Here is a 12,261-nt window from a genome sequence, read left to right as displayed (position 1 = left end):
GGGCAGGGCGAGACCGACGAGTGCCTGAGAGTTGTTGGTTGGCAGGTGTATTCGTGGGGACGGATCGCCGCGGAACCATCCCCGCAAACCCGGATGGCTCGACGAGAACCCCACTACGCTTTGCCCTAGGAGAACCAGGTCGGGAGGCGTTTCGATGGGACGGGCCAGCGACGTTGGCGACAGCTCGCTCGACGGCTTGCCGTTGGGCCGGCGGAGGGCCATCGCCGTTGCAGCCGTCGTGCTTGCGTTCGTGGCGGCCTGCGGGCGTGGCCAGGCGTCGGACCCAGCGGCAAGCGACAGCTGGCAGCTCACGCAGGCGCCGGCCGCAAAGCCACCCGGTTTCCCGGCCGCAAAGCCGCCCGGTTTCCCGGCCGCAAAGCCGCCCGGTTCCCCGGCCGCAAAGCCGCCCGGACCGGAGTTCGCGCCGGTCTCCAAGCTGATCAACGACGCGATCGCGGCCAACAGGCTGCCCGGCGCGGTGGTCCTCGTCGGCCACGGCGGCACCGTCGCGTTCGACCAGGCTTTCGGCTCGCGCAAGCTCGCGGGCGAACCGGGGTTGAATGACCTACCCGCACCCGCGGAGCCGATGACCGAGGACACGATCTTCGACCTGGCGTCGTTGACGAAGAGCCTGGCGACGGCGACCGCCGTCATGCAACTCTACGAACAAGGCAAGGTCCGGCTCGACGATCCCGTGCAGCGTTACCTGCCGGAGTTCAACCCGGTCAACGATCCACGGCGGGCAGACGTCACGGTTCGAACGTTGTTGACCCACACCTCGGGCGAGACCGGCGACGTCGAACTCAAGGATCCATGGGGGCTGGACACACCAGACAAATCCGAAGGCGTTCGCCGTGCGCTCACGACGCCGCTGGAGTCGAGTCCCGGTGGGTCGTTCCGCTACTCCGATATCAACTTCATCCTGCTTGGCGCGCTCGTCGAGAAAGTCACCGGCGAGGCGGAAGACGTCTACGTCGGAGAACACGTATTCGCCCCGCTCGGCCTGCGGGACACTCGCTATCTCCCGCTGTCCAAGGCATGTGGTCCACACACGGTCAGGGGAGCCGCGGTCGGATGGGCCGCCGCTTCGACGGGAGGCGCGGGAGAGCCATGTCCGCCGGGCACGTGGGGCGCGGACATCTTGCCGCGCATCGCACCGACAGCTCGGGATGAAGAAAGCAGAGCCGATCCGGCCAAGAATCCCGACCTCGACCACCTGCTGCGCGGCACGGTGCAGGACACGACGGCGCGGCGCATGGGCGGCGTGGCCGGGCACGCCGGCGTCTTTTCCACGGCGCACGACGTCGGCGTGTATGCGCAGGCGTTGCTCGATCGGCTCGCGGGCCGCCCAAGCGAATTCCCGCTGCAACAAACGACTTTGGCGTTGATGACCACCCCCCAGCAGCCGGGGCACACCGATCAACAGGTCAACGCGGCGAACGATGCCGCGCGCGCGGCCGCCGCGAAGAGGCCGAAAACCGCGCATCCACTACTTGCCGCCCGCTATCCGGCGATCGCGGGACAGAATCTGCTCGGTCTCGGCTGGGATATCGATACGCCCCTGTCCATGCCGCGGGGATTGGTCTTTCCCGTCGGAAGTTTCGGGCACACGGGCTTCACCGGAACCTCGGTGTGGCTCGACCCGGCCTCGGACAGCTACGTCGTTCTGCTCACCAACTCGATTCATACGCGAGGCAGTCCACCGATCTCGGATCTCCGGGGTGAGGTGGCAACCGCCGCGGCCCGGGCCCTGGGCCTCTAGGGCCGCTCGAAGTGCTGGTAGTCAAGGGGAGCCGCCCATTCGCCACCCCACCGCCAGCCACGATCGGTGAACGCGCGCACCGCCGGATCGCCCGGGTGTAGGAGTCCGGGGTCGGTCCGGCTGCGGTCCAGGTACGCGGCCGCGTTCTGCGGTTCGAAATACCCGCTGGCGTACAGGCACGGGTTGACAAGCGTGTTGATATCGATGGCGCGGCCGTAAGCGTGGGGGGACCATTCGTCGGTTCCCGGGATGAGCCGGCAGTTGAAACCCGACGTGTTGTTGTCCTCCATCGACAACTCGTCGTTGGCGTCCGGGTAATGGTCGACAGTGCGGATCTTCTCGATGGGATAGCCCAGACGGAAAAGCTGCTCGAAGATCACGGCGACCTCCGGCGCCAAGTCCTGATGCACGATCAGCTGGCCGCGGTGCGTCTGGCCGTCGAAACCGCGGTAACTGACATCGACCCGCCGCAGCTGCCCCGGCTCGACGGGGCAACCCGGCCGCCAGGTCGCGCCGAGTTCGGCGGCCGTGACCGGTTCCACGGTGGCGCCGGCGGCCCCTGGCGTGCTGGCCGTCGCCGCCGTCGCCGACGACGACGAGGTGGCCGCAGGCGGCGACGGCGTGGCTACGTGTGGTGGCGCCGCAACCCCGCACTGCGCCAGCACCAGACACGCCGCGAGCATTCCGGCCACGGCGGCACCCCGCCGCTCGACGTGCGTCAACTGGGATGCAATGTTCACCGCTTGCTTCTTCCAACCCTGCGAGCCCGCCGTCACGTTACGCCTCGTGTGCTGCCACGGTCCGTGCAAGATTTCCGTGTTCGGTTGAACGACGCGAGGTTATATTCGAGCATGCGGTTCATCCATGTCGCTGCCATCGCCGTTTTGCTCGTCGTGCCGAGCGTCTTGGTGGCGGGGTCTGCTCACGCTGACAATGGCATCGAGGGCTATGCGCGTTGCATCGGTGGCGGTGCGCAGCCCCCGCCGCCCGGGGTGCGTCCGGAGAACTGGTTTCCCAGCGTTCATGTGATCGAGACGGACATGGATGGTGCTGTGCCCCCGGCCCAAATCGTCGAGAGATTGGTCGTTATGGGAGTCAACCGGCCCGATGCCGTGCGGCAGGTGCAGTGTTTTATGGCGTACGAACCGCGAGGGTGAAGCTCAGGGCTGACGCGCAACGATGACCGGGACCTTCGCCCGGTTGACCACTGTCGACCCGACCGAACCGAGCAACATGCCGGCGAACCCACCGCGGCCGTGGCTGCCGACCACGATCAGTTGCGCCAGTTCGGACGCCTCGATCAGCCAGTGGGCCGGGTCACCGATTTCGATTCTGCGGCTAATCGCAACGTTGGGATAGCGTTCATGCCAACCCGCTAGCCGTTCGGCCAGCGACTCCTCCTCCTCGGATAGCCGGGCGTCCCATTTGGAGTCTTGAAAGACGTTGGTGGAGTTGAATACTCGGGGATCGGCCCAGGCGTGGAAAGCGATCAGACCAACCCCTCGTCGCGACGCTTCTTCGAATGCGATTGCAGTGGCGGCTTCCGACGCCGACGATCCGTCGATGCCCACGAGTATTGGTGCCCGTGCGCCATTGCCGAGCCGCGATTCCCCGTCGTGGATCACGGCGACCGGGCAGTGCGCGTTGTAGACCAGTCCTGAACTCACCGAGCCAGGAAAGCTGCGAGCCAGCGCCCCGCCCCACCCCCGATAGCCGACGACGACCATCTCCACCTCTTTGGAGAGGGCGACGAGCGTGGCGACGACGGTCGAATAGATCACCTCGCCGTCGATTTGGATCGGCCCGCGTTCACCGATGCTCTCCTCGGCGATCCGGATCGCCGAGGAGATGACTTCGCGCGCCCGGTGCTGCTGCCAGCGCCCGGCCGGCGCGCCGGCCTGGAGCCACCCCGGCACCGGATCGTCGACGACATGGACCAGGGCGAGTGGCACGTTGCGCAGCGCGGCCGTCAGAGCCGCCCACCGGACGGCATCCAGTGCCGCCGCCGAGCCGTCGACGCCTACCAAGATCGCGCTACGTGGGGGTTGCCACATTCCAGCTCGTTTCTGATCGGCCGCGTGCCCACAGGCAGGATCATCCGGCGCCGCCGCGCTGTGTCAGGGCCGAAGCGATGCAAGCAGAAGGACCAAGGGCACCGATTGAAGCGACCAACGCACTTCTCGCCGCAGCCCCGGATCGTCAGAGCGCCGGAGTCCGTCCGCCCACGGCGCTCGAGGTCACCTGAGGAAAGATGGGCACATGACCGATGCCGCCTGGAGCCTGTATGCCGAGGAAGTCGACAACGTCGACGGCTGGTTTTTCGAGGCCGATGTCAAGCTTTTCAGCAAGCTGCTCGCGTCCCAAACGGCGGAGGGCATAAACGGAGACATGCTCGAGATCGGCGCATACCAAGGCAAGTCCGCCATCCTGATGGGCTACGGTCTGCGCGACGATGAAGAACTGGTGATCTGCGACTTGTTCGACGCCGTGATGGATCACGCGGACATGTCGCTGATCCCACGCCAACAGTATTCGGGCCTGGAGCAGCAGCAGTTCCTCGCCAATTGGGATCGATTCCACGCCCGCCGGCCGAGGCTCGAAGTCTGCGAGTCATCGGAGCTCGACCTCGGCGAACGGGCACTGCGCTTCGTCCACATCGACGGCTGTCACAGCTACCGGTGCGTCGCGAACGACATCGCCCTCGCGGTCGCTCACACGGCTAAACGCGGCGTGATCGCGATAGACGACTATCGAGGTGTCGAAACTCCCGGCGTCGCCGCGGCGGTCTGGCAGGCGGTTGGCAACGGCCGTCTGTTCCCGTTCGCGGCGACCTATATGAAGATCTACGCCTGCACGTCCGCCGCTGATCGGAGTTTCTGGTCGGAGCGGGTCCGAGATTGTGCCGACATCTGTGCCCTGCCCGATTTCGAGTTGCCGTCGTATCGCTCCGTCTCGGAGAGCCAGGTCGAATCCTCGATCGCCGAGCCCTGACAGGCGCGTAGATCAGTCCGCGTCCCGCGGCGTCCCTTGATCGGCCAACGGGCCACGAGTGGCCGCATCTTCTAGCGCTTGGGCGGCAGTGGCAGCGCTTTGAGCGGGCGGGGTCATCTGCGCAGCGACCTCGCGAGTCCGAGTGACGTAGGGCGGGGTGAGGATGGACCGCAGATCCGCGACGAGAGACTCCAGGGTGGTTTCCAAGAAGCGCCGGCCGATTCCGACTCCGAGTTCGTTGACCGCACTGGCCCACATCGGCTGATCGACCGATACGGCGAGGGCCAGCGTCGGGACTCCGGCCCGGATGCCGGCGAACGTCGTGCCGGGGCCCCCGTGGTGAACGACCGCGCGACACGCGGGAAACACCGCCGCATGGTTCACCGCGCCCACCACCTTGACGTCGACGGAATCCCCCTGCGCCGTCAAGTCACTCACCCCGCTGCAAATCAACGCCCGCTCGCCGAGTTCCGCGCACGCCGCCGTGATCATCCCGATGACGTCGGTGGGGGACGCGACTCGTGCGCTGCTGCCGAAGCCGAAGTAGATCGGCGGCGTTCCCGCGGCAATCCACGACGAGACATCGTCGTCGACTTCCGTCGGCAACTCGAGGGTCAGGCCGCCGACGAAAGGCCGTTGGGCGCCGCATTCGACCCATTCGGCTGCCAACCCCGGGAAGAAGAGTTCGTCATACGCCTGGATTTCGAGCGGTCGCCGCGTCGAGGGCGTCGATTCCGGGAGGCCTAGCGCCCGGCGTTGGGCGTCTTCTGCCTCTTTGGTGATGGACGAACCCGTGTGGCCCGGCGGGATCGGGTAGATGTGCACCGCAGCTTGTGGAATGCCGTAGTGTTCAGCAACATTCGCGGCGAGCCCCTGTTCGCCGGCGTCGGTCAACAGCAGGTCGGCGTCCTCGGCCAGCGAGACCAGTGCCGTACCCAACCGCGGCCAGAGTTGTTTTATGTCGCTGAGAATTTCCCATGCCATGAGGACGGGGGGCGGCGTCGTCCCGTATTTGCGGACGATGTCGGCATTCTGCTGCACTTGGTTGCGGCCGTGGGCGACGGCGGTCAGCCCTGCCGACTCGACGAACCCAATGTAGTTGGGCGGAACCGCCATAAGCACGCGATGGCCTCTCCGCTGCAGCTCCCGGCCGATGGCGGCGCAGGGCTCGATATCACCGCGCGTTCCCAGGGTCGCCAACACAAATTTCATCGCCAGAACCTCACTCGAGGTCGGTGTACACCGGGACCCTCGGGCGCCGGCCCCGGCCAAGGCTATCGGACCGAAGGTCCGTGTTGACTCCTCTGGGGGCTCTTCTCGCCGCCAACAGCCTCGTAGGTCCTAACATTGACGGGCGAGGGTCACCGCTTGTGGACCCTCCGGGTCATCAAGGCGCCGAGTCGAGGAGAAGTATCCGTGCATCAGTCTCTTTCATCCCTATCGGCCACACGACGGCTGCTCCTTGCCCTCTCAGTTGTCGTTGCTTCGGCTCTGATGCCGGGCACGCTCGCGACCGCCCGCGCCGACGCGATCGGCTTCCCACCGGACTGGCCCAACTACGAGATGCAGACCGAACAGACGATGTGCAGGGCCATGGCGGACGGCTGGTCACGCGCCCAGATCGTCGGCGCGATGCAACAGGCGAACAACCAGGGCGTGACCGGGCTGAACCCGGATCAGGCCGCCAAGCGCGCCAACATGTGGGTCGACCTGGGTCGGATCAAGTACTGCCCAGGCGCTAGCGCCCCGTAATCCACGCGGCCAGCGACGCGGCAACCAGCGCTGACCGAGTGAGGGCGCCGCGGATCATGCCCCCTAGCAAAGGGCGGCCGAGAACCATCCGCCGGCGACCAGCGCGATCACGAGCGCGGCCGTGGTGTGCCCGGTCGACGCCGCGACGACGACACCGGTGATCGCAGCGATGAGGGCCATGACCACGACCAGGGCCAGCAGTATCCGATGTGAGTGCATCGCCTCGTTAGCGCGCGGTGCAGCGACTACGTACTTGCCCGAGCCCTTGGGTGCGGCCATAGAAGCTCCCCTCGCGTTGTGACCTCGGATACAAAGAAAGCACAATTGTGCTGCGCATCACAACCGGGCGCGAGGAAGTGGCTGGACTTTTTCGCCGTTCGTTAACCGTCCGGGTCGGGCGCCCACCGTGGCGGCGGTCGCACATCCTGCCGGCGTGTCGACCGTGCGGCCGCCAATGCCACGGTGCGCTCGCCGTTGATCGTGGTCAGCGGCGGAGGTTGGCCCTTGCGCAGCGTCGCGATCAGTTCTCGGTAAGGGCCGATCAGGTAGACGGTGTCACCGGCTTTCAGGCGGGCGTCGCGGCGGGGGCGCAACCTGACCGGCCCTTCGGGTCGCGTGATCGCGATGACGCGCGTCTGGGTGGACAGATCGACCATCCGCAGCCCGTCGAGCTCGCTGCCCGCCGCCACCAGCATTCCGCCGACCATGAAGGAGCGCTGGCCGACCCAGAATGTCCCGAGCACCTGCAAGCCCATCGCCGCGCCGATGAACCACGGCGCCGCCAGGTCGACGATTGATCGCACGTTCTCGAAACCGAACCGCCGATGCACCGCCGTGCCCAGCGCGCGGCCTTGAACGCGCATGACGATCGGCACCCTCGTGTCGGATCCCAACATCTCGAGCAGCACGATCCCGGTCTCGATGTTTTCCATGTCGTCCGCCGTCACCAGCGCCACCCCCCGCGCGCGGTCGACGCGCGCTGACTCCAGCGTCTGGCGCATCGTCGGATCCCCGAAAATCACCGGCACGTCGAGTTCGGCCACGGTCGGCAGGAAGCGGTTGCTCTCGTCCGGCTCGATGACCAGCACGTCGTATCCGGCCGCGGCCAGATCACCAACGACCCGGACGCCGATGGAACCCAGCCCAACGACGACGACGTGGTCGCGCATGTGGCGTGCGCGCCGTAGTCCGGCCGTTTGGGCGAACCGGCGTGACAGCAGGAGGTCGGCGAGAAACGCGACGAGGATGGCGGTGACGCTCGCGCCGCCGAACATCAACAACACCGCGAACACCCGCAGGACTGTGGATTGCTGGGCGAAGCTGAAGTCGCCGTAACCCACCGTCGTGATCGTTTCCGAGGCGAAATACAGGGCATCGACCCACGACATCCGCGGGTTGTGATAGGCGAAGCGCACCACCGCCGTCGACCCAAGAGTGAGAAAGAGCGCGAACGCCAGCGAGGGGAAGAGCATCGGGTTCACCTCGTCGCGGATGGCGCGCGCCGCGTCGACGACCCGCCGAACCGGGGAGTGGCGAGCGCGCGTCGCCGTCGGGGGAGGCGCGGTGATGCCGCGGGCTTCCAATTCGTCCTTGACGCCGATCATCGACGTCCAATCGCCGGCGTATACCCGCAGATCGCGTCCGGGGCATGCCACCACCTCGCCCGGACTGGGTGAATTCTTGCCGTGGACGACCGCGACCGGTGCCAGGTCGGCGTAGATCTCCCGGAGCGTCGCGCTGTAGGGAGCCTCGGACCCCCAGACGACGAATTCGATACCGGCCGTGTCGAACTGGTGTGCGTTGCGCGACAGGACGGCCTCGACGATGGACGGCGCCGCGAGGTCGGCGACGTCCAGGATCGCGCCGGGGCCGTTGACGGTGACCACGGCTTCACGCAGGACATCGTTGGCCAACCGAGCTACTACCCGGACGTTGGGACTGAATTCCCTCGCCAACAAGGCGATTTCGAGATTCACCGCGTCGTTGGGGCCCGCGCACACGACGGCGCGCGCGCGATGCACCCCGGCGCCGAGGAGGTCGGCGGCGGTGTTGATCTTGATGATTCGCGCGCCCGCGCCCCTCAACTCCTCGGCGATCGTCTTCGACAGCGCGTCGTCACCGCTGACGATGATCTCGCGGTGAAACTGAAAGAGTTCGCCCATCGCGTCGGGCTTCGTTCGCTTCTTAAGCGGGTCGATCGCCACGGCCGGTCGCCGGAGGACCGCCGGTTGCGTTGCGTGGCATGACTACTCCTACTTCTGCTGCAGCTGCGTGGTCCCTATGACTATCGGTCAACGCGCAGGGAAGTGCCACCGGAACCCGGCCCCGGTGGAATCGAAGCCCTGGTCTTTCTGTGACGCAACAGGTTCGACCCGCGGTGGTGACGCGGGCGAAATAGTCGAGGCGTAGAAAGCGCTCGCACGCCACTGCCGACGATCAAGCTAAGGAGCGTTGCTTGCCCGAGAAGACGCCCGACGATATTTTCAAGCTCGCCAAGGATGAGAACATCGAGTACGTCGACGTCCGCTTCTGTGACTTGCCAGGCACCATGCAGCACTTCACGATTCCGATCTACGCCTTCGATGAAAGCGTCTTCGAGGAAGGCCTGGCCTTCGACGGGTCCTCGATCCGCGGGTTCCAATCGATCCACGAGTCCGACATGGTGTTGCTGCCCGATCCGGAGACCGCGACCGTCGACCCGTTCCGTGCCCGCAAGACGCTGAACGTGAACTTCTTCGTGCACGACCCGTTCACCCTCGAGGTGTACTCGCGCGACCCGCGCAACATCGCCCGCAAGGCCGAGAACTATCTGATCAGTTCCGGCATCGCGGACACCGCCTACTTCGGTCCGGAGGCCGAGTTCTACATCTTCGACTCGGTCAGCTTCGACTCGAGCACCAACGAATCGTTCTACAAGGTCGACGCGGCGTCCGGCTGGTGGAACACCGGGCAGGACGCCGAGGCGGATGGGAGCCCCAACCTGGGCTACAAGGTTCGCCCCAAGGGGGGGTATTTTCCGGTGGCCCCGACCGATCACTACGTGGATCTGCGCGACGAGATCCTCACCCACCTGACCAACGCCGGCTACTCCCTGGAGAAGGGCCACCATGAAGTCGGCAGCGGCGGGCAGGCCGAGATCAACTACAAGTTCAATACGTTGCTGCACGCGGCCGACGACCACCAGATGTACAAGTACATCGTCAAGCAGTCCGCGTGGCAGGCCGGCAAGACCGTCACCTTCATGCCCAAGCCGCTGTTCGGCGACAACGGTTCCGGTATGCACTGCCACCAGTCGCTGTGGAAGGACGGCGTGCCGCTGATGTACGACCCGACGGGATACGCCGGCCTGTCCGACACCGCGCGGCACTACATCGGCGGTTTGCTGTACCACGCCCCGTCGTTGCTGGCCTTCACCAACCCGACCGTGAACTCCTACAAGCGTCTGGTTCCCGGCTTCGAGGCGCCGATCAACCTGGTCTACAGCCAACGCAATCGGTCGGCGTGCGTGCGCATCCCGATCACCGGTAACAACCCGAAGACCAAGCGGCTGGAATTCCGTTGCCCCGACGCGTCGGGCAACCCGTACCTGTCCTTCGCGGCCCAGCTGATGGCCGGGTTGGACGGCATCAAGAACAAGATCGAGCCGCCTCCGCCGGTCGACAAGGACCTCTATGAGCTCCCTCCTGAGGAGGCCGCGGAGATCCCGCAGGCGCCCACGCAGCTGTCCGCGGTGATCGACCGTCTAGAGGAAGACAGCGAATACCTGACCGAGGGCGGGGTCTTCACCCCCGACGTCATCGCGACGTGGATCAACTACAAGCGCACCTACGAGATCGCACCGTTCAACCTCCGGCCGACCCCGTACGAATTCGCCCTCTACTACGACGTATGAGGTAGTTCGCTCCCAGCGCAGTTAGCCGCGCCGGCGCCCCGGGTACCCGTCCGGGCATGGGGTGGGTGCAATCACATGCGGTCGCAATCTTTTCGGCGTTGCTGTCTGCGTTCTGGGCCGCCGTGGGCATCGTCGTTCGCCAGCGCGCCGCACAGGATGTCCCCGCTGATCAGGGCATGTCGGGGACGATGGTGACGACCATGGCCCGGCGACCGTTGTGGTGGGCGGGCCTGGTCGCCGCCGTTGCCGGCTACGCGTTCCAGGCCGTCGCGCTGGCCCACGGGTCCCTGCTGCTGGTCCAGCCGCTGCTGGTTTCCGCGCTGCTGTTCGCGCTGCCGTTGAGCGCGCGACTGTGCGACCAGCGCATCAGCGCGGTTCAGTGGGGGTGGGCGACGCTCTTGACCGGCGCGCTGGCGACCTTCGTGCTCGTCGGTCAGCCCCGGGAGGGCGACAGCCGCCCGCCGGTACCGGCGTGGACGTTGACGTTGCTGGTGACGGTGCCGCTGCTGGTCGTCTGTGTGATGGCGGCAGGCCGCGCCGTCGGCCGTGCGCGGGCGATGCTGCTCGGAGTCGCCGTGGCGGTCCTGCTCGGCATGATCGCCGTATTGACGAAGATCTGCACGCACCGTTTCGCCGTCGGCGGTTGGCATGGGCTGCTGACGGTCCCCGCGCCATACCTACTCGTCGGCCTGGCTGTGACAGTGACGGCGGTGCAGAACTCGGCGTTCCATGCCGGCGCGCTGCAGGCGTCGGTGCCGATCATGTTGGTGGGGGAGCCCGTCGTGGCGGTCCTGCTCGGCGTTGCCGTGCTGGGTGAACACCTCGCGGTGGGCGGCTCGACGGCGCTGGCGCTAGTGGTCGCGGTCTCGGCGATGGCGGCCTCGGCTATCGCGCTCAGCCGGAGCAAGGCAACCGAGGTCGAGAGCTACCCGGCCGAGCAGCCGTCCCTGGCGGGCGCGGGCGGCAAGCGGAACTGGGAGCTATGAGTCGGCGTCCAACAACCGCAGCGGGTGCAGCCCGTCGACCGCACCCACGAATGGCGGGTGAATGCTGTAGCCGAGCATGCGGCGAATGTCGTCGGAAACCGCCCGCGCGGTCTCGCGCGATATCGACAAGGTGAAGGCCTCCATCGGCCGCAGCCAGGGTTGGCAGTACTGGGCGGTGACGGCGAGACGGTCGCGGTCGGTGGTGTTGGCGCCCCCGCCGTGCCAGAGCGTGCCCACGAAGAAGACACACGAGCCGGCGGGCATCACGACGGGCAGGGCCGGATCGTCCGGGCCGGGCCGGCGCTTGCCCCAGCGGTGGCTGCCGGGGTAGAGGACGGTGGCGCCGTTGTCGGCGGTGAAATCGTCGATGGCCCAGATCGTCGCCGCCGCCAGGGGTTCGCGGGGACGCGGAACCGGGTAGAAGCCGTCGTCGTGGTGAGCCAGCTGCGCGTCCTCTCCCGGCTGAATGTTGATGGCCTGCAAGGCCGAAAGCAGGTAGTTGGGCATCAGCAGCCGATCGAGCACCGCCAGCACTCGCGGATTGTCGACGATCCCGTCGCACACGCGGGTCCGGCTGAGCAGGCTGTAGATGCGCTGGGTGCGCCGGCCCTCGAAGGAATTGCGGCCCGTGTGCCCGAGCCACGGCCGCGCGACCTCACGAATCTCCGAGCATTGCTCGGGAGTGAGCAGGTCGTGCCAGATGACGTAGCCGTCGCGGTCGAGAGCCGCCATGTCGGCGTCGACGATCGCGCTGTCCACCAAACTTCCGCCGGTCGGTGTCCGCTTGTACCGCTGCGCCAGATCGCCCCGGAGGTCTTCCAGCGTCGTGACGGAGTCGTCGATATTCATTGGCACTCGCCCTTCGTCCCGGTCCAGAT

General features: G+C 66.6%; 12 protein-coding genes. 6 read left to right on the top strand and 6 right to left on the bottom strand.

Annotated elements, in window-relative coordinates:
- The first annotated feature begins 154 nt into the window (after positions 1–154).
- Positions 155–1,762, top strand: coding sequence for a serine hydrolase domain-containing protein (locus BRW65_RS05520; protein ID WP_073872130.1), 1,608 nt, complete (start codon positions 155–157; stop codon positions 1,760–1,762).
- Here the strand turns inward: BRW65_RS05520 and BRW65_RS05515 are convergent.
- Positions 1,759–2,445: a M15 family metallopeptidase gene (locus tag BRW65_RS05515; RefSeq protein WP_084187732.1), complete on the bottom strand. Its 687-nt coding sequence runs from the start codon at positions 2,443–2,445 to the stop codon at positions 1,759–1,761. The two genes, BRW65_RS05520 and BRW65_RS05515, sit on opposite strands and share 4 nt — an antisense overlap.
- A gap of 168 nt (positions 2,446–2,613) precedes the next feature.
- On the opposite strand from BRW65_RS05515, the gene BRW65_RS05505 reads away from it, so the two are divergent.
- Complete coding sequence (locus BRW65_RS05505) at positions 2,614–2,919, top strand: hypothetical protein (RefSeq protein ID WP_073872124.1); 306 nt, start codon at positions 2,614–2,616, stop codon at positions 2,917–2,919.
- A gap of 3 nt (positions 2,920–2,922) precedes the next feature.
- On the opposite strand, the gene BRW65_RS05500 is transcribed toward BRW65_RS05505, so the two are convergent.
- Complete coding sequence (locus tag BRW65_RS05500) at positions 2,923–3,816, bottom strand: universal stress protein (protein WP_073872122.1); 894 nt, start codon at positions 3,814–3,816, stop codon at positions 2,923–2,925.
- 205 nt (positions 3,817–4,021) lie between these two features.
- Between BRW65_RS05500 and BRW65_RS05495 the strand changes: the two genes are divergently transcribed.
- Positions 4,022–4,753: a class I SAM-dependent methyltransferase gene (locus BRW65_RS05495; protein ID WP_073872120.1), complete on the top strand. Its 732-nt coding sequence runs from the start codon at positions 4,022–4,024 to the stop codon at positions 4,751–4,753.
- A gap of 12 nt (positions 4,754–4,765) precedes the next feature.
- On the opposite strand, the gene BRW65_RS05490 is transcribed toward BRW65_RS05495, so the two are convergent.
- A complete protein-coding gene (locus BRW65_RS05490) occupies positions 4,766–5,965 on the bottom strand; it encodes a glycosyltransferase (protein ID WP_073872118.1) in 1,200 nt (399 codons plus the stop codon).
- Positions 5,966–6,247: 282 nt separating this feature from the next.
- On the opposite strand from BRW65_RS05490, the gene BRW65_RS05485 reads away from it, so the two are divergent.
- Positions 6,248–6,505 carry a hypothetical protein gene (locus tag BRW65_RS05485; protein ID WP_073872115.1) on the top strand — a complete coding sequence of 86 codons (258 nt, stop codon included), beginning with the start codon at positions 6,248–6,250 and terminating at the stop codon, positions 6,503–6,505.
- A gap of 63 nt (positions 6,506–6,568) precedes the next feature.
- Here the strand turns inward: BRW65_RS05485 and BRW65_RS31180 are convergent, their stop codons facing one another.
- Both BRW65_RS31180 and BRW65_RS05475 read right to left on the bottom strand, forming a co-directional pair.
- Entirely contained in the window at positions 6,569–6,784 is a 216-nt protein-coding gene (locus BRW65_RS31180; RefSeq protein ID WP_073872113.1) for a hypothetical protein, read from the bottom strand.
- 101 nt (positions 6,785–6,885) lie between these two features.
- Positions 6,886–8,667: an NAD-binding protein gene (locus BRW65_RS05475; protein ID WP_084187720.1), complete on the bottom strand. Its 1,782-nt coding sequence runs from the start codon at positions 8,665–8,667 to the stop codon at positions 6,886–6,888.
- A gap of 293 nt (positions 8,668–8,960) precedes the next feature.
- Between BRW65_RS05475 and glnA the strand changes: the two genes are divergently transcribed.
- Both glnA and BRW65_RS05465 read left to right on the top strand, forming a co-directional pair.
- A complete protein-coding gene (gene glnA / locus BRW65_RS05470; RefSeq protein WP_073872111.1) occupies positions 8,961–10,397 on the top strand; it encodes a type I glutamate--ammonia ligase in 1,437 nt (478 codons plus the stop codon).
- A gap of 56 nt (positions 10,398–10,453) precedes the next feature.
- Positions 10,454–11,383, top strand: coding sequence for a DMT family transporter (locus tag BRW65_RS05465; protein ID WP_073872109.1), 930 nt, complete (start codon positions 10,454–10,456; stop codon positions 11,381–11,383).
- Here the strand turns inward: BRW65_RS05465 and BRW65_RS05460 are convergent.
- Positions 11,378–12,232, bottom strand: a complete 855-nt coding sequence (locus BRW65_RS05460) for a phytanoyl-CoA dioxygenase family protein (RefSeq protein WP_073872107.1) — start codon at positions 12,230–12,232, stop codon at positions 11,378–11,380. The genes BRW65_RS05465 and BRW65_RS05460 overlap by 6 nt on opposite strands.
- Positions 12,233–12,261: the final 29 nt, after the last annotated feature.

This window comes from Mycobacterium paraffinicum, assembly GCF_001907675.1.
In the GTDB taxonomy this organism is placed as follows: Bacteria; Actinomycetota; Actinomycetes; order Mycobacteriales; family Mycobacteriaceae; genus Mycobacterium; species Mycobacterium paraffinicum_A.
The sequence above is the reverse complement of the archived record's forward strand: the minus strand, read 5'-3'. Positions and strand labels throughout refer to the sequence as shown.

Excerpts from the sequence above, each read along its gene's own strand:
- BRW65_RS05520 (WP_073872130.1), top strand. The coding sequence starts at position 155 with ATGGGACGGGCCAGCGACGTTGGCGACAGCTCGCTCGACGGCTTGCCG.
- BRW65_RS05515 (WP_084187732.1), bottom strand. The coding sequence starts at position 2,445 with ATGCTCGCGGCGTGTCTGGTGCTGGCGCAGTGCGGGGTTGCGGCGCCA.
- BRW65_RS05505 (WP_073872124.1), top strand. The coding sequence starts at position 2,614 with ATGCGGTTCATCCATGTCGCTGCCATCGCCGTTTTGCTCGTCGTGCCG.
- BRW65_RS05500 (WP_073872122.1), bottom strand. The coding sequence starts at position 3,816 with ATGTGGCAACCCCCACGTAGCGCGATCTTGGTAGGCGTCGACGGCTCG.
- BRW65_RS05495 (WP_073872120.1), top strand. The coding sequence starts at position 4,022 with ATGACCGATGCCGCCTGGAGCCTGTATGCCGAGGAAGTCGACAACGTC.
- BRW65_RS05490 (WP_073872118.1), bottom strand. The coding sequence starts at position 5,965 with ATGAAATTTGTGTTGGCGACCCTGGGAACGCGCGGTGATATCGAGCCC.
- BRW65_RS05485 (WP_073872115.1), top strand. The coding sequence starts at position 6,248 with ATGCCGGGCACGCTCGCGACCGCCCGCGCCGACGCGATCGGCTTCCCA.
- BRW65_RS31180 (WP_073872113.1), bottom strand. The coding sequence starts at position 6,784 with ATGGCCGCACCCAAGGGCTCGGGCAAGTACGTAGTCGCTGCACCGCGC.
- BRW65_RS05475 (WP_084187720.1), bottom strand. The coding sequence starts at position 8,667 with ATGGGCGAACTCTTTCAGTTTCACCGCGAGATCATCGTCAGCGGTGAC.
- BRW65_RS05465 (WP_073872109.1), top strand. The coding sequence starts at position 10,454 with ATGGGGTGGGTGCAATCACATGCGGTCGCAATCTTTTCGGCGTTGCTG.
- BRW65_RS05460 (WP_073872107.1), bottom strand. The coding sequence starts at position 12,232 with ATGAATATCGACGACTCCGTCACGACGCTGGAAGACCTCCGGGGCGAT.